Origin of the sequence: Larkinella humicola (assembly GCF_008727875.1) — a bacterium.
Classification (GTDB): domain Bacteria; phylum Bacteroidota; class Bacteroidia; order Cytophagales; family Spirosomataceae; genus Larkinella; species Larkinella humicola.
Genome location: NZ_VTWS01000009.1, coordinates 129,445 through 149,115, shown reverse-complemented (window position 1 = coordinate 149,115; position 19,671 = coordinate 129,445). Strand labels below are relative to the sequence as shown.

Genomic DNA, 19,671 nt, shown 5'->3' with positions numbered 1-19,671 from the left:
TGGCTTCCGCTGTCAGCCCGTCCGGTCGAACGGCCAAAAGGGTTCCGGCCTACTCCGGTTTACAAAGTTAGTCGCTAACTTCATTCCAATACTGCCTTGAAACGGTTAAACCTGTTAAAAATTATTAAAGTATTCCGGACGGTCCCAAAAACGCCTGCCCGGACCCTCTTGCCTGCTTGTTGTTTGGTGATCGCCGTTCTGTGTCTGCTGGCCTTGCCCGGAATGATCCCGGTTTTACCGCAGGATAATCCAAAACAGGAGCAACAGCAGGCAGAGATCCGGCCCGGTCGACTGCGAACGGTCGTTCTCGATCCCGGCCACGGGGGCAAAGACCCCGGCACCATGACCAAGCGCAACCGCGAATCGCGGATTGTGTTGAAAATTGCGCTGGAACTGGGTCGGCGCATCAAAGAAGAACTGCCGGGCGTCAAAGTGATTTATACCCGCTCAACGGATGTGTTCATCGAACTGAACGAGCGCTCGGCCATCGCCAACCGCAACAAAGCCGACCTGTTCATCTCGATCCACGTCAATGCCAGCCCATCGTCCAGTCGCGTCAACGGCACGGAAACCTACACCATGGGGCTGCACAAAACCAACGGGAATCTGGATGTGGCCAAACGCGAGAACGCGGTTATTTTGAAAGAAAGCAATTACAAGGAAAACTACCAGGGCTTTGATCCGGACTCGCCATTGGCCCACATCATGCTGGCCAACTACCAGCATGCCTTCATGAACAGCAGCGTCGATTTTGCCCAGAAAGTGGAGTGGAGTTTCAAGAAAAATGCCGAGCGACCCAGCCGGGGCGTCAAGCAGGCGGGTTTCCTGGTGCTGTGGCGAACCACCATGCCCAGTGTGCTGGTTGAAACCGGTTACATCACCAATCCCGACGAAGAACGGTATTTAGCTTCGGAAGAGGGGCAGGATGCCTTGGCAAATGCCATTTTCCGGGCCTTCAAGGCGTATAAAGACGAAGTAGATGCAGTAGAGTAAGCAAGTTGTTGTTAACTTCGCAGCGGTTTTTATTGTTGAATGGCTATATGACTAAGAATGGTCGGATGGCTAAAAATGGTTTTCAGGGTTACGAAGGGTTGAATGTTGAAGTGCCAGATCAGGACGGGTCACCAATCATCCAGCCATTTTAACAATTTAACCATCAAACCATGTGTAATCCTCTAGCCATCAAACCATTCATCCATTCACACTCCGCATGAAAATTTCAAAAGAAGCAAAGGTGGGCATCCTGGCAGTGGTAGCATTGGCGATGCTTTATTTCGGATTTAATTACCTCAAAGGTGCCGATATCTTTTCCCGATCGAATAAATACGTAGTCGTTTATGATAACGTGGATGGGCTGACACCCTCAAACCCGGTGCAGCTCAACGGCCTGAATGTCGGGCGGGTGGATCGGATCGATATTCTGCAGCAGCAGGGTAACCGCTTGCTGGTTACGCTGGACATCGACAAACGGATTCTGGTGGGCAAAGGCTCCAAAGCCATTCTGGCCGATGCCGGCGTATTGGGCGGCAAGCTCATCATTCTGCAAATCAATCGGTCGGCGGGTGAACTGGCCAAAGGTGATACGCTGGTGAGTGGGAAAGAAGCGGGACTAACGGCCTTGATCAAAGAGAAAACGCTGCCGGTTTTGAATACCGTCGATTCGCTGACCATCAACCTGAACCGGATCGTCAAGCAGTTCGATCGCACCGGCCTGGTGTTGACCCGGACGCTGGAAGGCGTGGAAGCAACCACCGGAACCCTGCAACTCACCATCGGCGAAAACCGCGAAGGCATCAAGCGACTGATGACCAACCTCGGCGCTTTGTCGGCGTCGCTGGCCGAAACCGAGAAAGAAATTAAACCGCTGCTGTCGAAAGCCAGCACCTTTGCTGATTCGCTCAATGCCCTGAAACTGAGCCAGACACTGGCCAGCGCCAATCAATCCATCGGAACTTTGCAACAAATGCTGGCCGACATCAACAGCGGCAAAGGCACGCTGGGCAAGCTGAAGGGCGACGAGGCACTGTATAAAAACGTTAACAACGCCACCGCCAGTCTGGATAAATTGCTGACCGATTTCCGCGAGCATCCGAAGCGGTACGTGCATTTTTCGCTGTTTGGCAAGAAGGAAAAGGCGGTTACCACACCGGCGCAGAGCGCCACCATCGTGGTGCCACTTTCGGATTCGACAAAGTAACACCTGTCAGGTTTTTTTTACCTGACAGGTGTTAGCCTTATGTAGAAAAAAGCGGCAAAGGTTGCATCACAGACCTGAGCTAGAAAACGGTAAAAAGCGACACCTGCAAGGTTAAAAAAACCTTACAGGTGTTTAACCGCCTGACGACGATGACTCCGCTTCTGGAAGAATTAAACCGCAAGTCTACCCAAACCCAACTCGGTGGTGGCCCGAAAAAAATTGAAGACCAGCACCGGAAGGGTAAACTCACCGCCCGCGAGCGCATTGCTTATCTGATCGATCCGGATTCTTCTTTCATTGAAATCGGGCTATTTGTCGGGGATGGGATGTACGCCGATCACGGTGGTTGCCCGTCGGGGGGCGTGGTGGTCGGTCTGGGCTACGTATCGGGAAGGCAGTGCGTCATTGTGGCGAATGACGCGACGGTGAAAGCCGGGGCCTGGTTTCCGATTACAGCCAAAAAGAACCTCCGGGCGCAGGAAATAGCGATGGAAAACCGCCTGCCGATCATTTACCTGGTCGATAGTGCGGGCGTTTATCTGCCGCTTCAGGACGAAGTTTTTGCTGATAAAGAACATTTCGGCCGGATTTTTCGCAACAACGCCCAGATGTCGGCGATGGGCATTGTCCAGATTGCGGCCATTATGGGCAGTTGTGTGGCCGGCGGAGCGTATCTGCCGATCATGTCGGACGAAGCCCTGATTGTGGAAGGCACCGGATCGATTTTCCTGGCCGGTCCCTATCTGGTCAAGGCGTCGGTGGGCGAGGACGTCGATGCCGAAACCCTCGGCGGAGCCAGCACCCACAGCGAGATTTCGGGGGTAACGGATAACAAATACCCCGACGAAAAAAGTTGTCTGGACGCCATCCGGCGCAGTTTTGATAAACTAGGGGAACCCGAAAAAGCCGGTTTTAGCTACACGGAACCGGTTTTGCCCGCCAAAAATCCGCAGGAACTGTATGGCCTGATTCCGGTCGATCGCGTCAAACCGTACGACATGCGCGAAGTGATTGCGCGGCTGGTAGACAAGTCCGAATTTGATGAATACAAGGAACTGTATGGACAAACCATCCTTTGCGGCTACGCGCGGATCAACGGCTGGGCGGTCGGCATTGTGGCCAACCAGCGGAAAGTCGTGAAGGCAAAAGGCCGGACGGGCGCGGGTGGCGCTTCCGGGCCGGGCGAAATGCAGATGGGCGGGGTGATTTATTCCGACTCGGCCGACAAAGCCGCGCGGTTTATCATGAACTGCAACCAGAAAAAAATACCGCTGGTGTTTTTGCAGGACGTCACCGGTTTTATGGTCGGGAGTCGTTCGGAGCAGGGCGGTATTATCAAAGACGGTGCCAAGATGGTCAACGCGATGGCCAACTCGGTGGTGCCGAAATTTACGGTCATTGTGGGCAATTCCTACGGCGCGGGCAACTACGCCATGTGCGGCAAAGCCTACGATCCACGGCTGATTGTGGCCTGGCCTACGGCGCAGATGGCGGTGATGAGCGGGGCGTCGGCGGCCAAAACGCTGTTGCAAATCCAGGTGGCATCGCTCAAAGCCAAAGGCGAAACCATCACACCGGAAAAGGAACAGGAATTGCTGCAAAAAATTACGAATCAGTATAACGAACAGCTTTCGCCCTACTTCGCGGCTTCGCGGCTCTGGGTCGATGCCGTGATCGATCCGCTCGACACCCGCACCTGGCTTTCGATGGGCATCGAAGCCGCTAACCACGCGCCGATCACGAAGGCGTTTAATGTGGGGATCATTCAGACGTAGGGCGCTCTCCACCGGATTTCATTGCCTCCGTTGCCCCATTCAGTCTCTTTTTCTGCGGCTTCAGGGGGCCGAATCAGCCGTTGATGACAAAACCGTCTGGGAAAGCACGCTCCTGATGCTAGTTTGCAGCGTTTTATCAGCCACTCCGCCGGTCAGTAAGCGGAGCGCGCTGTCATCGTAACGCTCCACCACCAGCCATGATCACTTCCGCTTTGCAGAAAAACCGCCCGTGGTTTTTGCTATTGGGTTTCCTCGTTTTGATGAACCTGAGTGCCTGTTCGCCCAAGTCCACGCTTTCGCAGGAACCGGAGCCGACCGCTCTTCGACTGCAAAAAATCACGGCGGGCGAAAAGAACTTTCAGCAATATCACTACAACTCTGCCGGTCTTTTAGCCAAATTTCAATCGAACTGGGCGTATACTGACAGCACAGTAGCGATCCTGAATGCAGACCTGGAATACGACGCTGAAAACCGCCTGAGTCGCATCATCAGCAATGGAAGCCTGTCGGTGAAGTTTTATTACGAAGGGAAATTGCTCGACAAAACCGAAGAATACGATCATCGAAACCGGCTGGTGGTTTCGCATTTTTACCTTTTTGGCGCGGAAGGCCGGCTGGTCGAACTGCTCGATCAGATTCACGATACCGATAACGACACCTTTGAAACCGCTACGTTTATCAAATACCGGTATGAATACGATCGTCGGGGAAACGTGACGCAGACCCAATCGTTTATCAGAAAACCGGGTAATTCGTCTTTTAAGGCCTGGGAAACGGTTTCGTATGAAGCCTATGACGACCAGAAAAATCCGCATTGTCCGCTTGTTCTATACCCTTATCTACCCCAGGAGCGGACGATGGTCAACAATCCGGGAAAAATTACCGTTAAACGGGCGGAGGATCAGTCGGTTATCTCGGTTTTGACCCTAACGTATCAGTATAACCAACAGGGCTATCCGACGCACAAAACCCAGCAGATGACAACGACGAAGCCATTTCCGGCCAGTACGGTTTATTACCACTACGAGTAAGAGACAACGCGTCAGTTCAGCGACTGCAGGGAATCGGTCTGGACATAGTGGTGAAGCATTTTGATCACTTTCGGAATCGTAAAATAGAACGTCGTTCCCTGGCCTACGGTGCTGTCGATCCAGATTTGTCCCCCGTAAATGTCGATCACTTTTTTGCAGGTAGCGAGCCCGATGCCGGTACCGGAATACTGATTGCGCCCGTGAAGCCGCTGGAAAATCTGAAACACCCGCTCGAAATACTGGCGGTCGATGCCGATGCCATTGTCGCGGATGGCAAAGCGATACTGGTTGCCCTCATCCGTCACCTGAATGCTAACCCGGGGAGCCACGTCGGGTCGGCGGTATTTGAGAGCGTTGGATAGCAGGTTTTGAAACAACTGTTTCAGGTCGGTGCGATGCCCCATAATTGTGGGCAGGGTGCCCAGATCCACCACGGCCCCCGTGGCCTGAATTTCGGCTTGCTGTTCCTCCAGAATTTCATTGACCAGTTCCTGCAGATCGACATGCTGGAGCGCAACATCACTGCCAACGCGCGAGAAATCCAGCAGATCGTTGATCAGGTTGCGCATGCGCTCAGCCGCAGCCGTCGACACCCCAACGAGCCGCCGGGCATCCGGGTCGAGCTGATCGCCGTGTTTGCTTTCGAGCAGCGACAGGTAGTTGGCGATCGTTTTCAGGGGCGATTGCAGATCGTGCGACGCGATGTAGGCAAACTGCTGCAACTCCTGATTGGAGCGCGTCAGTTCCTGCATGGCCAGTTGGCGGTAGGACAGTTCGCGGTCATATTCTTTCGATGTGCGCAGCCCAACTGCTTCGTTGAAATACCGGATCAGGGCAACGACCGTTGCCACCGACACCACCGCCGTCAGAAAACGGATCAGGGCGTTGATGCGGTAGGCCGGAATCCAGAACATGGCGGCATCAATCAGGTGGGTCAGGCCACAAAACAGGATAAAGGCACCAAAAAGCCAGAAAACACCGGCCAGGGGTACTCCTTTTTTGATGAAGATAAAGCGAATCAGAATGAGGGGAATTGCCATGTACGCCAGCCAGATGGTCAGGTCGGATAGAATATACAGCCAGCCGTGAAAATCGGTCCAGGTCCCGCAATTCCAGCGGGGCGGCCAGTCGCTGGTATCGGCGAGCCGTTGGAAAAAATCAAATACTTGCTGCATCGTGCAAAACGGGCCAACAGCGCGGGTTCGGCGTCTGCCAGTTGCCCGGTAGAGCCTACTGAATAGAACACCTGCCCGGCCCCTGAACCACTACTAAAAATGGGGGATTTTGTTCTAAACTTACTGGAAAGTCAGCTTAATTTCCCAAAGAACCCCTACTTTTTTCGCTGATGAATCACGTTGCGGTTAGGGCAACGGGTTAATTACCAACCAGCTGCTCGTTCCCGATTCGTTGACGGACCTCATCCGGGTGCTGGGTTCCGACCAGTAGCGTCCGTTTTTTTCCTTTCTGTTTTATCGCGATGCCCCAATTACCGGAAACCGTATGGGCGGTTCCGTTCCAGGAAAAACGAATGCCCCAGCCCCCAAATTCGCCGAGAGCCGAATACCTGCGGACGGTAACCTGTTCCATCTGATTCCATTTGATTACGCGGTAGGTTGGCTGAAACGGAAACCATCGGTAGGCAATTCCTTCCTGATCGATCCGGGTTTCCAGCCGCAAGAACCAGAACAAGCTCAGCACACCCGCCATGATGCCCACATGAATGGGTTGCCCGCGATAAATGACCAGGGCCAGGCTGCCGAGCAGCAGCACCCAGAGCCAGGGTTGACGAAAGTGTTGTGTTTCTTTGTACATGGCAGACGTCGGTTTCCAGCATTCACACCTGGATTTTGCAGCCGTGGGTGCTGTTTTTTAATTGATTTTCCAGCGAGTTTCCGTCGAGTAAGGCCCAATGTTCACGGATTTTTCCATCGGTTACTTTAAAACACCGATAGCCCACCACGGAAGCTTCTGCCCCAACGGGTTCGATGCCGCGCCAGACGCCGATCTGGCGCACCTGCATGGTGAATTTGATCAGGCAGGTATCGCCTTCGGTTGCCTGCTCTTCAATGCCGGTTTGGTGTTCGAATGCCGCGCTGGTGGTCAGAATCCATTGCTTCAGTCCCTGCTGGTTGGCCGGGAACGACGCCGGCAATGAGTGATCGATAAATTCCGGATGAAGATAATCATCGAGCGTTTCAAAGCGGTTTTTATTCCAGATGTTTTCGATAAAATGAGCAACAATCGTGCGGGTATTGGCTGGAGTATCCATGTGGTTTTGGTCGTTAAAGCGTGAAACGGCAGCAAAATTCGCCCTATTTTCTTCGATCAACCTGTGACGAAAATCACAAAATGAAACGCCTTACCGGTTTTTGCGGATTCGGCTGACCGTTTCCCTGGCCATGCCCAAATAGGAGGAAAGCTGCGACAGCGAAACCCGTTGCAGCAACTGCGGAAAATGACGAACCACGTAGGCGTATCGTTCGGTGGGAGAGTGGATTCGGAAAAGATTGGCGTGGTCTTCCTGATCGACCAGCATCTGCTCCAGCAAATTCCGTCCAAACGATTCGATCTCGGCCGACTGGCGGTATAAATCCAGCAGGGTTACCTTCGCAAACTCCCAAACGACGGTGGCTTCACCCGCCTGAATCCAGCAGGCCGAAGGAGCCCCCGAACGCAGGCTTTTCAAATCCGTCACAAATTCGTTTTCGAACGAAAACCGGGTGTTGATTTCTTTGCCGTCTTTGTTGTAAAACGTTCGTAGATACCCTTTTTCAACGTACCAGATCGTTTTGCAAACCTGGCCTTCCGGCAACAGAACCTGACCTTTTGCCAGCGGTTTTTGCCGGGTAGAGCAGATCAATAAATCGGACGCGTCCCGCGAGAGTTCCGCAATCGATTGAATGCCCGCTTCGAGGCTACGGTGTGTCATGGGTTTCTGGTTGAATGGAATCACTCAAACTCCCATTTACTCACCCACAAATCCTTCGTCTGCTGCTGAAACCGTTTGAGCTTTTCCTGCATCCGTTTCAAGGTCGCCCGGTGTTTGGGGTCATTGGCCAGATTGCGGACTTCGTCAGGATCGGTTTGCAGGTCATACAACTCGAACCGCGGGCGATTCAGATAGGCGGTCACAGTCCGTTTTCCGTACAAAGTACGACCGGTTTTGCGAACATCCTGCCACGTAAACGAATGATACAGATCGAGCGCCATCGGAAAAGGCAGCGCATGAGCCAGGTTGAAAATCAGCTTGTAGCGTCGTTCGCGCAGCACCCGCATTGGGTAATACATCGTCACCTCATGCAGCGAATGCGACGCATACACTTCGTCCCAGCCCGTTACCTTTTCCTGTTCCACAATCGATTTGAAACTCCGGCCCTGGCTGTAAATCGTGTCTGACAACGCACCCGCAAAATCCAGCAAAGTGGGTGTTAGATCGACCCACGAAACCATCGCATCCTGCACAAATCCCGGTTTTTGCGGTTTCGGCAGTCTGACGATGAGCGGCAGTTTCATTCCCGGTTCATATAACGTCGTTTTTGATCCGGGAAACGGTGCACCATTGTCCGATAAATACACGATCAGCGTGTTGTCATACTGCCCGGTTTCTTTCAACAGCGCCACCAAGCGTTCTACCCCCTGATCCAGTCGGCTGATCGACTCGTAGTATTGGGCCAGCTCCATCCGGGCCGCCCGCGTATCCGGCAGATAAGGCGGCACCTGAACCTGAAAAGGTTGGTAAAACACGTCGTGAACCTGCGGATAACCGCCCGGCCGGTTGCCAAACCGATTGGCTTGATCACTCGTAAAAACCGGCAAACCACCCGCCGACACGGCATTGCTCCGGTGCGGATCGTCGGTGGCAAAGTAGAGAAAAAACGGCTTTTCGGAGGGTTCGGAGAAGAGCGAATAACACAAATCGGCCATCGAAACCGGGCTGCGGCCAATCGACGCCGGATCGTTGACGCCACCGCCCTGCAGCACCTGCTGAAAATGATAGGTTCGTTCGGGAGCGACGTGAAATTTGCCGATCCGGGCGGTTCGATACCCGGCTTTATCGAGCAACACCGGCAGCGTTCGGACCGTGTCGAAGGAACTAAAATGGTGTTCCCGATGCTCCAGACCGTACATGCCGTTGGCGTGGTTGTGAAGTCCCGTCAGCAACACCGACCGGCTCGGGCTGCAACTGGCCGTGGTGCAAAAGGCATTGGTAAACCGGGTGCCTTCGGCAGCTAGCCGGTCGATGTGGGGCGTTTTGATCACCGGATTGCCGTAACAACCCACGGCTTCGCGTCCGTGATCGTCGGCCACAATCACAACGATGTTGGGTCGGGAATCTTTGCGGTGGCTGCGGGGCCGAAAAGCGGTAATCGCTACCAGCAAAAGCAGCGTCAGGGCGAACAGGAGTCGTACCATCGTTCACTTTTTACCGTAAAAATAGGGGATTTACGGGGCAAATTTCAGGAAAGATTCAACCGCTTTTCATAACAGTAAAACCGCAAACCAGGCCGGAACCCCAGCCCAATTTCACCGGCAAATACATAACCGGCCTTTGGAAAAAGCCGCTGGGTAGCTTCGTTTTGGGTATTCGTATCGATTCGGAGCACGTCGATGCTGCGTTGGCGGGCTACTTCGTCGGCCTGCGCCAGCAGCAGAGCGGCAATGCCGCGGCCCCGAACGGCAGGATCAACCGCCAGGCGATGCACGACAAGGGCCGTTTCGCTCAAATCCCAGCCCACCTGCGCATATTCCGGCTCCTGATCCGTGGTGATAGCGGCCACCCCGACCGGTTTTCCGTCCCGTTCAGCGATCCAGAGCTGGTTCAGCGCAATGTCATTTTCGAAAACCGCAGCGTTCGGATACTGGTCGTCCCACTGAAAATTACCGGAAGCCTGCATCAGCGGAACTACGCGCCGGATCAATTGGAGTAAAGCCGGGATGTCATTTGAAGTCGCCAGGCGTACGGTCATGGAGGATGAAGTCTGATCGTTTAAAAACCGGGGTAAAATACGGAAGTTTTCGGCTGGTTACCCCCGCTACGGCGGTTTTTATCCAATTTCGTGCATGACTTTCTCCGGCCGGGCTCTCGTTTTGACGACTTCCGGCTCTACCGGATTCGGAGGTAGTTTCATCCCGGTCAGGAAAAACAAAGCCGTAAAGAAGGAGTAAAAGACCACCCCGTGTTGCTGCGACCAGACATTTTCGGTGAAGAAGGTAATGCTGACAATCATCAGCAAAATGGCGTAGAGATGATCGCGCCGTCGGAACGCATTGGCAAACTGAACTCCCAGAATGAGCAGCAGCAAGCCAATGCCAATCAGGCCAAACGAGAGCCATTGGTTGATGTATTCGTTGTGCGTGTCGTAGGCCACCAGCGGAATATGAAGCATTTTCGAGTAGACCTCATACTGCGCAGTCAAGGCCTGATCGACATAGCCGGGGCCCAAGCCTGCCACCCAATGTTCTTTCAAAACGTCCAGATCGACCGACCAGATCACCTGGCGCATCTGCACCGAATTGGCATTGGGATTATCGGTCGGTTTGGCGTTGATTAAAGCCGAAAATTCACCGATCCGCTGGCTGCTGAACGGGATGGAAATGCAGGCAACCGATACCGAAAGAATCAATACGGCCAGAATGGGGACAAGCTGGTATTTGTGCATCCGGTTGATCCAGCCGTAATACAGCAGGATGACGAACAGCGCAATGACGGGGGCTTTGGGCATCAGTGCCATCAGAAACAGGAACAGCGGGAAGAGCACCGCGCCCAGTTTCCAGCCTTTCAGTTGCTGCCGGTGTTTGGGCGAAATCAACAGAATGGCGGTGGCAAAACATAGGTTGATACCCATGTAAGTCGGGTGAAAGCTCGTGATTTTTTCAAAATAAAGCCGGTATTGAATGTGGGCTTCCGGGCCGCTGATTTGCCAGCCATATTCGAGGAGATAAAACAGATTTCCCGCCAAACAGGAAATAAAACAGGCGTAAACGAAGTAAATCAGCTCACCCGAAAGGATTTTGCGCGTTTGGGGTTGTAAAAAAAGAAGGGCAAACGGCGCGACAAACAGGCTGGCTTTCTGTTCAAGATCAAAAAGGACGCCGGAACGGTTGGCGGGATCGGTGAAGGGGACATGGAGGGCGTAGAGTACGTAGACACTGCCCAGTAAAAAAGCTCCGCCGTAGGGTCGGAAGGCTCGGTTTTTATTGAAAAAATTGTCTCTGACGACCCAGAACAGAAAAATTCCCATCAGAACAAAAATCTGCACCCGGTTGGGCAGTAAAAAGGCAAACATCACAATCCGGGCCAAATGCTTATCGTACGCAGTCAAGCTATTCATTCACGTTGTTTTTATTGGAGACTGCGTCATGCGGACAGGCTGGGGCGACGATAACGCCACACGACCAAGCTGCTAATCAACTGTTTAGAGGGGATTTTGCCTTCGAAAAACCGGTTATCCACCCCCGCATGCGATCCCACCGTTTTCTATAAGACCCTGTAGACCGGGAAGTAGTTGTAATTGTTTCGCTAATCTTATCGTATAGCCCCGGAGGGTACGAAGAAAATCGGGGTAAAGGCTTGTTCATCAGGGCTTCTTTCCCGGTAAATTTTCCCGGACTTTTTGCAGGCCGGTAAAAGCCGGGGGCGTCGTTCCGGTTTCGGCGTACACCGTTGCCCGCTTTGTCAGGAGTTCCCGAAAAACAAGCTGACGGGGCCCAACAAAGGCGGGGTCGGCACCCTGCTCCAGCAAAACCTGGCAGATTTCCCACAAATCCTGGCGCGCAGCCGCCAGCAGCACCGAATGGCCGACCAGCCAGCCGTAGTCGGCAGGTGGGTAGACGACATTGGGGTCAGCACCGTGCGCCAGCAGCAGCCTTACTTTTTCCAGCCGTTCTGTGGGATCATCCAGGACGACAAGCAAAACCGGCAGGTTCTGATTCTGGCGGTGTTTCGCGTTGGCATCGGCTCCGTGTTTCAGAAACCAGGCCAGCAAGGCCGCCGGACCTTGCCGGGCCACCAAAACGTGCGTCGGCGTATGGAGCGAATCGGCGGTTTCGAACGTGGCCCCTTTCGCCAGCAGCAATGCCAGTGCTTCCACGCGGAACGGTTCCTCAGGCCGACCGGCGGCCCGAAGAGCCGCGAAATCGAGCAAGGTGGTATGCTCCTCACCGCTTTCGTTCAGCCGGGGGTGGGGGCCGCTCAGGAGAGCTTTCAAGTGCGGCAGGTCGTTGGCCGCAATGGCCTCCGCAATGCGTCGCTGGTCGGGATCTTTGAAATAATACGACCCATCCCACCGGCCCTGATTGTCTTTTTCGGTCCGGTGTGTGTAAGAAAACACATACGCCCATGTACGCAGACTCAACGCTGCCGGAACCAGCAGGGCTACCAAAACCGCTATTTTGGTAGCCGGAAAAGGCAGCAGATTCAGGCCTAGAACCGCCACCAGCAGAATGGCACCCGCAAACAGGTAGCCCACGGCCAGTCCCCGCCCCGCAGCGTCGGTGCCGGATTGATTCAGCGTCAGATACGCAATCAAAACGGCATAGCAGCCGATGAGCGACCAGTTGGTCAGTGCAAGGATTTTCATACGCTGAAAGTACGCCCCGAAAATCGGGAACACTACCCGCACTGAACAACGGGTAGCGTTCAGTACATAGCTGGTTATGAAATGGTTCGAGTTTCCTTGGCCTACTCGTTGATATCTGCCACGTTGTTCTGCGAATTTTCGTCCAACGCGTAGCCATACGGATCGATCGCGACGGCTTTTGGCTTTTTGGCGATGGTCAGTTGAACGATCGTGCGCGGCTTTGCGAAACGGTATTTCCGGCTGTAAACGGGTTTTGTAGCCGCAGTCCATTCGTCCGAAGGCTGATCAAAAACCGCGATTTCCCATGCATCGTCGGGTGGCAGGACCACTGGTTTGCCACCGTTTCCAGGCTCAGTTTTCGCTAGATTGACTTCCAGTGTAAGCGCAAACTGCCTGTTAGCAAGCGATTTACAGGAAAGGACCCGAATGGACAAGGCGTTGGTGACGACGCTCCGCAAAACCTCATCGATCAGTCGGCGCTGTTCTTCCGTTGCTTCCCGTTTCAGGGCCTGCACCAGATCGTCCGGTTTTGGCTTTTTCCGGGGATAGGTGTGGTCGGTGAGGAGTTGGCGCAACGCCCGGTTGAAATGCTCTTCACCCATCTGTTCCTGAATCCGGCACAGCACCAGACCGCCTTTTTGATACCCGGCAAACGGCTGATTCTCCGTGACAACCAACGGCAATTCCGCTTCCGACTGATGGCGGCTGGCAAAATAAAAATTCTTATCGCCCTGAAAATAAGGTCGTAAAATCATTTTGCCGTACCGTTTTCGGAGAACGGTCGCTTCCGTGTATTTCGCCAGCGACTCCGTCAGCAACTGATCGCCCGGCCCGGAAACCGGCCGAAGCTGGTGCGCCCACCACTGATGAGCGACTTCGTGTACGACGGTGGCGTAAGCATAATTCACCTTTCGAGGCTCCCGAAAATCCGTCAGGAAATTGAGTTTTTCCCGGCTGAAAACCGTTCCCGGATAGGCCGTTGCCGAACCGCCATACTGCGGGATTTCCGCCAGCGTCAGGTGCCGGAACGGATACGGGCCAAAATGATGAATGCCGTACGCCAGCGCATCCTTCAAGCCCTGCATCATGGCCGGGATATTGGCGGTTTGCCCCGGTTGATACAGAATGCGCAAGGCCACGCCTTGATACACGTCGGTTTTTTCCGCATACCGGGCCGAACTCAGCGCAAACATGAACGGCACCGGGTGGCTTGATTGATAGGAGAAATACCGTCGGTCGCCCTGAATCCACGATTTTTGCAGTGTCCCCACCGTGGCAATCTGCTGGTCGGCAGCCGTTGAAATCGTGGTTTCCAGATCGATCCGGTGGTAGTGGTCCGAAGGATTCCGGACGGTTTGCCGGCCCAGGTCCGCTGCCCGGCGAACGGTTTCATCGTCGGATTCCAGCCGGGTGTTGTAGCCCAGAAACGGCACGTATTTCTCCAGTTCGATGTAGGAACCGTTTTCGACCACCGAGTTTTCACTGTTAAACGGCATAAAACCGGTCCGCAAAACCGCCATCGAGAAGTGCAGCGAGGTGGTTTCGCCCGGCCGCAACGGTTTGGCCAGTTCGAACTGGTATTGATGAAAAACCGGGTCGTAGGTTTTCTTCTGACCGCCGGGGAGCGTTAGTCGAACGGCCGAAACCTCCGGGTCGACACCCAGCCAGATCCGCTTCAGGGGCGTTTTGGATTGATTCTGAAGCTGATAACGTCCCTTTACGCGGTATTGGCGACGTTCCGGGTACACATCCACCTGCATTTTCAAGGCGGTAATCACCGGCTGGGGGAGTTTTGCAAACCGTTTGTAGGTCTGTTCATAGCGAATTTGCCAGTTCTGGCGGGTGGCTTTGCTTTGGTATTTCCCAATCACGTTAGTCTGGTAATAAATCAATCCGCCCACCAGCAATCCGAGCAGAAACGCTCCGCCGAAAAGGATTCTTCCAGTTTTCCCGACCTGTTTTCCGACGGTTTTCAGGCGGTGCCGCGCCCGGACGTGCAGCGTAGTGGGCCAGAAGCCGACGGACAGAATCGTGAGCAAAACCGCGCAGCAGCCCCAGTAGGCCATATACCAATTGAAAGCGGGGGCATAATGACCAAAACCGTTCATCAATGAATAATTCAGTTCGGGAACGACGGCGTACCGGAGCAGGTAATGTTCGATGCCGAGTCGGCGGCTGAAAACCAGCAGGGCCGCCACCACCAGGCTGAGGAGTAAGCCGAGGTATTTGTTCGGGCTGAGGGTTTGGATAAAAACAACCAGAACCGCAAACCACAGCAGGGGCAAACCGCTGTAATAGTAAAGCGACCCGTAAAGCAGGACGCCAGGTTCTAAATAGCCCGCCATTCCCTGAATTGTCAGCCCGATCCCGATGTTGATGCTGATGATCAGCCCAATGAGCAGGGCTAAAGCCGCCAGTTTGGCTCCGACGAAAACGAGCGGATGCGCGGGTGTGCTGGCGATTAATGCCTGCCGCTGACCCAATCGCTCCCGTCCGACCAGTTCGGCTCCCCAGAAAATGATCAGCAATAGGGCGGGCCGGATCGAGCAGAGGTATTCGACGATCACCCCCGTATCCGGATACGTCACGATGCCGAACCAGCCGTTGCGCAGGTGGTCTTTCAGGTCGATTCCGGTCAGGAAAACCCAGAGAATCAGCATCACCCAAACCGGGAAATTTCCAAAAACCGCCCTGGCTTCTGATTTTAGTTGCGCTCCGAACGCCATTGCCGTATGCCGCAACGTGCCGGGCGTCAGGTGGTACCGGCGATACAGTATTCGCGGCCCAATGGATGACTCCGGTTTTGTTTTTCGGGAACGAACCGGTTTGGTTTCGCCGAACGAAAACCCGCGATAACTGACCGCCAGCACCAGCAGGGCCAGTCCGCTCCACACCAGGCGGTTGATCCCGAACAAACCGTTGACGGGAAAAAGCTGATGATTTCGCTGCTCGACGGTCCAGAAACGGGTTTCCTGAAAAAACGGTGCCAGTCCGAAAGGGTCCATCAGAAACGGGAGCAAGCTAGTCGAATCCGCACGGGGTGCCGAACCCGCCATCAGGGGCGAATTGCCCAGAACCGAACCCAGCAGATACAGCACGTAAATCAACACGCCGGTGGTATAAACCGCCCGTGGGCTCCGGCTCAGCAGGGCCGTGCTAAAAATGAGACTGATCGAAAAGAAGAGATTCGGCACCCCGAACACCAGCATTGGCCAGGCGTAAAAAGCCAGATGAACCGGTCCGCGCCGGGCTGGATCGCTCAGAAAAGAACCGACGAAGAGGCCCAGAACCGCCAGCCCCAGCAGGCTGAAAACCGCCAGGAATAAACCCGAAAACCGGGACGTAAAGTAAGAAAACCGCCGGACGGAACTCGTGGCAACCAGCGCGTCCATCCGGTAGGTGGTATCGCGCAACACCACGTTGGCGCACAGCAATGTGCTGACCAGGATCGAAAGAAGCGAAAGCAACGCCACCAGGGCATTGACGACGTAGGGGGCGTTGGTAAATACCGCGTCGCCCCCGAAACCGCCCCGCACGGCGATGAGTCCAAACAGAAAGAACAACCCGGCTGCGGCCCGGAACGAGAGCTGGCGGCTGTGATACCAACCTTCGAAGCGAAGTAAGCGGTTTAGCATACGGTTTCCTGTTTGGTTTCCGGTAGAACCGAAAAATATACTTCTTCCAGACTGGGCGAAACCGGTTCGAAACCAGCCTCAGGGCATTCGTCGGCCAGCACCAGCACCTGGCGTTTTCCCGAAAATCGGCGGGTCGACAAAACCGTGTAGGCCGCCTGATACTGCGGCAGCGTGTCGTTCGGGATGGTTTTGCCCCAGACCCGGCCTTGTAGCGTGCTGGTGAGGTGGGCCGGACTGCCCTGCGCAATGATTTTTCCCGACGCCAGGATCGCCAGTTGCGGACACAACTCGTAGACGTCTTCCACGATGTGCGTCGACAGAATCACCACCACCTCCTCGCCGATTTCGCTCAGCAGATCGTGAAAATGGTTCCGCTCTTTGGGATCGAGACCCGCCGTTGGTTCGTCCACGATGATGAGTTGCGGGTTTCCCAGCAGTGCCTGCGCAATCCCGAACCGTTGCAGCATCCCGCCCGAAAATGTGCTAACGGCCTGTTTCCGAACCGTGTAGAGATTGGTTTGCTGCAAGAGCGCATTGACCTGTTCACGCCGGTCGCGCTGGTTCAGCAGTCCTTTCAAAATGGCCAGGTGATGCAGGAGTTCGCTCGCCGACACGTTGGGATACACGCCGAAATCCTGCGGGAGGTAGCCCAACTGACTCCGCAAGTGCTGCGAATGCTGGTGAATGTCGACGCCATCGAAGAAAACCGTACCGCTGTCGGGTTGCTGGAGGGTGGCGAGGGTACGCATGAGGGACGATTTGCCCGCGCCGTTCGGGCCCAGCAGGCCAAACAAACCGTTCGGGATGGTGAGCGAAACCGCGTCCAAGGCTTTCACGCCGTTGGCGTATTGTTTGCTGAGTTGGTTGATTTGTAAGCGACTCATACCAAGTTGGTTCGTAACGAAAGAGAGTCGAAAAGTAGGGGAGATCGCCATCATTGACCGGTTTACATGAGCAACGCAGCCGGTTTCGTGACGAACGATGCATCCGGCCTGATTTTAGCCTTCCGGCGACGTTCGTCACCGGCTTCGGTCCGTTTGTCATTTTGATTTGGGGATTCCATCGTAACCCGCTTTCTTGATCGTCCCATGACCACGAATACCGTAGTTTACCAACCCGAACGACTGCTTCGATACCTGGAGATCGGGCTTTTTCTAGGGATGGCCAGTGCGTTAAGCATCGCCAATACCCTGACCAACCGACCGACCACCTGGCTGACCTATTGCCAATCAGTGCTGTCTGTCAGTGTATTACTGCTGCCGGTTCTGGTTTTTTCCGGGTACAAACCACACTGGAAACAGCAACCGCCCCGCCGTCGGTATCTGCAACGGTGGCTGGCCTGTTTCGCATTTTACCTTCCCGTCAGCACGGCGGTTTTTGTCTATTTCGTCCCGTTTGGCTTGCCCGCTTCGTTGTTCATTCTGACCGCTTTCTACGCGCTTCTACTCGAGTTGCTGCTGGAAAGTGCAGCCTACCTGCAAAAGCAGCTTCGGCGGGTTCAGTGGTTGCAAAAATTTGGTCTGGAAGAAGCCCTCATCATCAGCGTCACGCTGATTTCCGTCACGCTGGCGGCCATGGCCGTTTCGAGCCTGGGCAACCCGTTGTATGATACGAAGGAGCAGTTGCTGATTGCGTTTACGCTGGATTTTGGTAAGCTCTTCCACCATTTCGGCACTTTCCTGAGTTATGCGCTACAGTTTTTGTTGATGTATTTGAGCGGTTATCTGTTTTTTTACCTCAACAGCCACTTTCTGGTTTCCCACGTTCTGAAACAGAAGGGGCTGGTGTTTTACACCCTGAGTGTGCTGGCGACCATCGCGTTGCTGTATCCGCTGATCGCTCAGGCGTTGCTGCTGTTGCCCATCAACGAGCGGCTGGGCGGTTTTTTTTCGAGCAACCCGTTTCAACTGGAGAATGCGTTTGCCGCTCTGGCGGTTATGCTGGTGAGCCTGCCCGTGGTGCTGGCGTTGCAGTGGTTCAACCAGAACGCCCGGATCGTGTCGCTGGAGAAGGAAAAAACCGAAGCCGAACTCGATTTGCTGAAACAACAGATCAACCCGCATTTCTTCTTCAATACGCTCAATAACCTCTACGCCCTGAGCCTTCAGAAATCGGAGCGGGCACCGGAGAGCATCCTGAAACTGGCCGAACTGATGCGGTATGTTATTTATAAAGGCCGGGAACGGCAGGTAACCATCCGGCAGGAAATCGACTATCTTGAAGACTATTTGTATTTGCAGCAACTCCGGCTTCAACGGCAGGCCGACATCCGGTTTGAACAGGAAATTGCCGACGATCGGCGGCCCGTAGCCCCACTGTTGCTCATTGTGCTAGTTGAAAATGCCTTCAAACACGGGATTGAACCGGCGCAGGACGCGGCCTTTTTGCACCTGCTGGTTCGATCCGATGTCCGGCAGCTTTCTATTCGCTGTGAAAACTCGTTTGAGCCGCCGGAAAAAAGCCAGACCGGGATTGGGTTGCAAAACCTTCAAAGGCGGTTGACGTTGCTGTATCCGGGAAAGCATACGCTGGTCATTACCGCTACGGATCAGCGGTTTACGGCCGAATTAACGCTGTTGTTCTCATGAAGATGCGTTGTCTGATTATTGACGATGAACCCCTGGCGCATGACGTCATTCGGACGTATGCGGAGGATGTGCCTTTTCTGGAGATTTGCGGGCAGTGTTACCGGGCCACGGAAGCACTCGACTTTCTGAGCCGGCACCCGGTCGATCTGATTTTTCTGGACATCCGGATGCCCCGGCTCACGGGCCTGGATCTGTTAAAAACCCTGACCCGAAAACCGCTGGTAATCATTACGTCGGCCTACGAAGAATACGCCCTGGAAAGCTTCGATCTCGATGTTTCCGATTACCTGTTGAAACCCTTCCGGTTCGACCGGTTTTTGAAAGCCGTCAACCGGGCGCTAGCTGATTTCTCCCGTCGGGAACCGGTGCTTATTCCACCTTCTCTGGTTTCTCCGGCTCCCGCGCAGATCTACATCAGGTCCGACAAAAAGCAGGTGTTGGTCAATCTGGATGAAATTTACTACCTGGAAAGCCTGGGCAATTACGTGAAAGTCTGGCGGGAAACCGGTTTTCTGCTGACGCCCCGAACCCTGAGCAGTTTTGAAAACCAGCTTCCTGCGGACGCGTTTATCCGCATTCATAAATCCTACCTGCTCAACAAACCGTATGTGCAGTTTATCGAAGGCCATACGATTGTGCTCCGGAACGGGAAGCGGTTGCCGGTTGGGAAAAATTACAGACAGTTGGTGCAAGATTGGATTGTGCAGGGTTGATTTTTTGTTACAAGGGAATGATAAATGTAAAATGATGAATGCCAAATGGAAAAGGAGTTGTCAATCCGGCACTTTTACATTTAATATTCATCATTTTACATTTATCATTCCTTATTATAAAAAAATACAAAAAACAGCCCGGCACAAGCAGT

Annotated in this window: 17 protein-coding genes; 6 read left to right on the top strand and 11 right to left on the bottom strand. The window is 54.1% G+C overall.

Annotation, left to right across the window (positions count from 1 at the left end; translation table 11 throughout):
* The first annotated feature begins 222 nt into the window (after nucleotides 1-222).
* The 4 genes from F0P93_RS27325 (at nucleotide 223) to F0P93_RS27310 (ending at nucleotide 5,003) form a co-directional block, all read left to right on the top strand.
* Nucleotides 223-993, top strand: coding sequence for an N-acetylmuramoyl-L-alanine amidase family protein (locus F0P93_RS27325; RefSeq protein ID WP_150881065.1), 771 nt, complete (start codon nucleotides 223-225; stop codon nucleotides 991-993).
* A gap of 217 nt (nucleotides 994-1,210) precedes the next feature.
* Nucleotides 1,211-2,197: an MlaD family protein gene (locus F0P93_RS27320; RefSeq protein WP_150880946.1), complete on the top strand. Its 987-nt coding sequence runs from the start codon at nucleotides 1,211-1,213 to the stop codon at nucleotides 2,195-2,197.
* A 149-nt stretch (nucleotides 2,198-2,346) separates the two neighbouring features.
* Entirely contained in the window at nucleotides 2,347-3,972 is a 1,626-nt protein-coding gene (locus tag F0P93_RS27315; protein WP_150880945.1) for an acyl-CoA carboxylase subunit beta, read from the top strand.
* A gap of 197 nt (nucleotides 3,973-4,169) precedes the next feature.
* Complete coding sequence (locus tag F0P93_RS27310) at nucleotides 4,170-5,003, top strand: hypothetical protein (protein ID WP_150880944.1); 834 nt, start codon at nucleotides 4,170-4,172, stop codon at nucleotides 5,001-5,003.
* Between the two features lie 11 nt (nucleotides 5,004-5,014).
* Here F0P93_RS27310 and F0P93_RS27305 read toward each other — a convergent pair whose 3' ends face one another.
* The 11 genes from F0P93_RS27305 to F0P93_RS31615 form a co-directional block, all read right to left on the bottom strand.
* A complete protein-coding gene (locus F0P93_RS27305; RefSeq protein ID WP_150880943.1) occupies nucleotides 5,015-6,178 on the bottom strand; it encodes a sensor histidine kinase in 1,164 nt (387 codons plus the stop codon).
* Nucleotides 6,179-6,377: 199 nt separating this feature from the next.
* Complete coding sequence (locus F0P93_RS27300; RefSeq protein ID WP_150880942.1) at nucleotides 6,378-6,815, bottom strand: hypothetical protein; 438 nt, start codon at nucleotides 6,813-6,815, stop codon at nucleotides 6,378-6,380.
* 22 nt (nucleotides 6,816-6,837) lie between these two features.
* On the bottom strand, nucleotides 6,838-7,272 hold the full coding sequence (locus F0P93_RS27295) for an ester cyclase (protein WP_150880941.1): 435 nt from the start codon (nucleotides 7,270-7,272) through the stop codon (nucleotides 6,838-6,840).
* A gap of 90 nt (nucleotides 7,273-7,362) precedes the next feature.
* Nucleotides 7,363-7,932, bottom strand: coding sequence for a Crp/Fnr family transcriptional regulator (locus tag F0P93_RS27290; RefSeq protein WP_150880940.1), 570 nt, complete (start codon nucleotides 7,930-7,932; stop codon nucleotides 7,363-7,365).
* Between the two features lie 20 nt (nucleotides 7,933-7,952).
* The gene (locus F0P93_RS27285; RefSeq protein WP_150880939.1) at nucleotides 7,953-9,416 is read right to left on the bottom strand and encodes a sulfatase family protein; all 1,464 of its coding nucleotides are present in this window, start codon (nucleotides 9,414-9,416) and stop codon (nucleotides 7,953-7,955) included.
* 44 nt (nucleotides 9,417-9,460) lie between these two features.
* Nucleotides 9,461-9,970: a GNAT family N-acetyltransferase gene (locus F0P93_RS27280; protein ID WP_150880938.1), complete on the bottom strand. Its 510-nt coding sequence runs from the start codon at nucleotides 9,968-9,970 to the stop codon at nucleotides 9,461-9,463.
* A gap of 78 nt (nucleotides 9,971-10,048) precedes the next feature.
* Nucleotides 10,049-11,335 (bottom strand): O-antigen ligase family protein, encoded by a 1,287-nt coding sequence (locus F0P93_RS27275; protein WP_150880937.1) that lies wholly within the window; start codon nucleotides 11,333-11,335, stop codon nucleotides 10,049-10,051.
* Nucleotides 11,336-11,581: 246 nt separating this feature from the next.
* Nucleotides 11,582-12,583 carry an ankyrin repeat domain-containing protein gene (locus tag F0P93_RS27270; RefSeq protein ID WP_150880936.1) on the bottom strand — a complete coding sequence of 334 codons (1,002 nt, stop codon included), beginning with the start codon at nucleotides 12,581-12,583 and terminating at the stop codon, nucleotides 11,582-11,584.
* Nucleotides 12,584-12,684: 101 nt separating this feature from the next.
* Nucleotides 12,685-16,218 carry an ABC transporter permease/M1 family aminopeptidase gene (locus F0P93_RS27265; protein WP_150880935.1) on the bottom strand — a complete coding sequence of 1,178 codons (3,534 nt, stop codon included), beginning with the start codon at nucleotides 16,216-16,218 and terminating at the stop codon, nucleotides 12,685-12,687.
* Entirely contained in the window at nucleotides 16,212-17,102 is an 891-nt protein-coding gene (locus F0P93_RS27260) for an ABC transporter ATP-binding protein (RefSeq protein ID WP_150880934.1), read from the bottom strand. Before F0P93_RS27260 ends, F0P93_RS27265 begins: the two co-directional genes overlap by 7 nt.
* Before the next feature lie 62 nt (nucleotides 17,103-17,164).
* Nucleotides 17,165-17,308, bottom strand: a complete 144-nt coding sequence (locus tag F0P93_RS31615; RefSeq protein WP_191908933.1) for a hypothetical protein — start codon at nucleotides 17,306-17,308, stop codon at nucleotides 17,165-17,167.
* On the opposite strand from F0P93_RS31615, the gene F0P93_RS27255 reads away from it, so the two are divergent.
* Both F0P93_RS27255 and F0P93_RS27250 read left to right on the top strand, forming a co-directional pair.
* On the top strand, nucleotides 17,307-18,806 hold the full coding sequence (locus F0P93_RS27255) for a sensor histidine kinase (protein ID WP_150880933.1): 1,500 nt from the start codon (nucleotides 17,307-17,309) through the stop codon (nucleotides 18,804-18,806). The genes F0P93_RS31615 and F0P93_RS27255 overlap by 2 nt on opposite strands.
* Nucleotides 18,803-19,519 (top strand): LytR/AlgR family response regulator transcription factor, encoded by a 717-nt coding sequence (locus F0P93_RS27250; RefSeq protein WP_150880932.1) that lies wholly within the window; start codon nucleotides 18,803-18,805, stop codon nucleotides 19,517-19,519. Before F0P93_RS27255 ends, F0P93_RS27250 begins: the two co-directional genes overlap by 4 nt.
* The last annotated feature ends 152 nt before the right edge of the window (nucleotides 19,520-19,671 follow it).

Bases quoted from the DNA above. Each gene is read 5' to 3' on its own strand.
- F0P93_RS27270 (WP_150880936.1), bottom strand. From the start codon at position 12,583: ATGAAAATCCTTGCACTGACCAACTGGTCGCTCATCGGCTGCTATGCC.
- F0P93_RS27300 (WP_150880942.1), bottom strand. From the start codon at position 6,815: ATGTACAAAGAAACACAACACTTTCGTCAACCCTGGCTCTGGGTGCTG.
- F0P93_RS27315 (WP_150880945.1), top strand. From the start codon at position 2,347: ATGACTCCGCTTCTGGAAGAATTAAACCGCAAGTCTACCCAAACCCAA.
- F0P93_RS27310 (WP_150880944.1), top strand. From the start codon at position 4,170: ATGATCACTTCCGCTTTGCAGAAAAACCGCCCGTGGTTTTTGCTATTG.
- F0P93_RS27295 (WP_150880941.1), bottom strand. From the start codon at position 7,272: ATGGATACTCCAGCCAATACCCGCACGATTGTTGCTCATTTTATCGAA.
- F0P93_RS27325 (WP_150881065.1), top strand. From the start codon at position 223: ATGATCCCGGTTTTACCGCAGGATAATCCAAAACAGGAGCAACAGCAG.
- F0P93_RS27275 (WP_150880937.1), bottom strand. From the start codon at position 11,335: ATGAATAGCTTGACTGCGTACGATAAGCATTTGGCCCGGATTGTGATG.
- F0P93_RS31615 (WP_191908933.1), bottom strand. From the start codon at position 17,308: ATGGGACGATCAAGAAAGCGGGTTACGATGGAATCCCCAAATCAAAAT.
- F0P93_RS27250 (WP_150880932.1), top strand. From the start codon at position 18,803: ATGAAGATGCGTTGTCTGATTATTGACGATGAACCCCTGGCGCATGAC.
- F0P93_RS27320 (WP_150880946.1), top strand. From the start codon at position 1,211: ATGAAAATTTCAAAAGAAGCAAAGGTGGGCATCCTGGCAGTGGTAGCA.
- F0P93_RS27290 (WP_150880940.1), bottom strand. From the start codon at position 7,932: ATGACACACCGTAGCCTCGAAGCGGGCATTCAATCGATTGCGGAACTC.
- F0P93_RS27260 (WP_150880934.1), bottom strand. From the start codon at position 17,102: ATGAGTCGCTTACAAATCAACCAACTCAGCAAACAATACGCCAACGGC.
- F0P93_RS27285 (WP_150880939.1), bottom strand. From the start codon at position 9,416: ATGGTACGACTCCTGTTCGCCCTGACGCTGCTTTTGCTGGTAGCGATT.
- F0P93_RS27280 (WP_150880938.1), bottom strand. From the start codon at position 9,970: ATGACCGTACGCCTGGCGACTTCAAATGACATCCCGGCTTTACTCCAA.
- F0P93_RS27265 (WP_150880935.1), bottom strand. From the start codon at position 16,218: ATGCTAAACCGCTTACTTCGCTTCGAAGGTTGGTATCACAGCCGCCAG.
- F0P93_RS27305 (WP_150880943.1), bottom strand. From the start codon at position 6,178: ATGCAGCAAGTATTTGATTTTTTCCAACGGCTCGCCGATACCAGCGAC.
- F0P93_RS27255 (WP_150880933.1), top strand. From the start codon at position 17,307: ATGACCACGAATACCGTAGTTTACCAACCCGAACGACTGCTTCGATAC.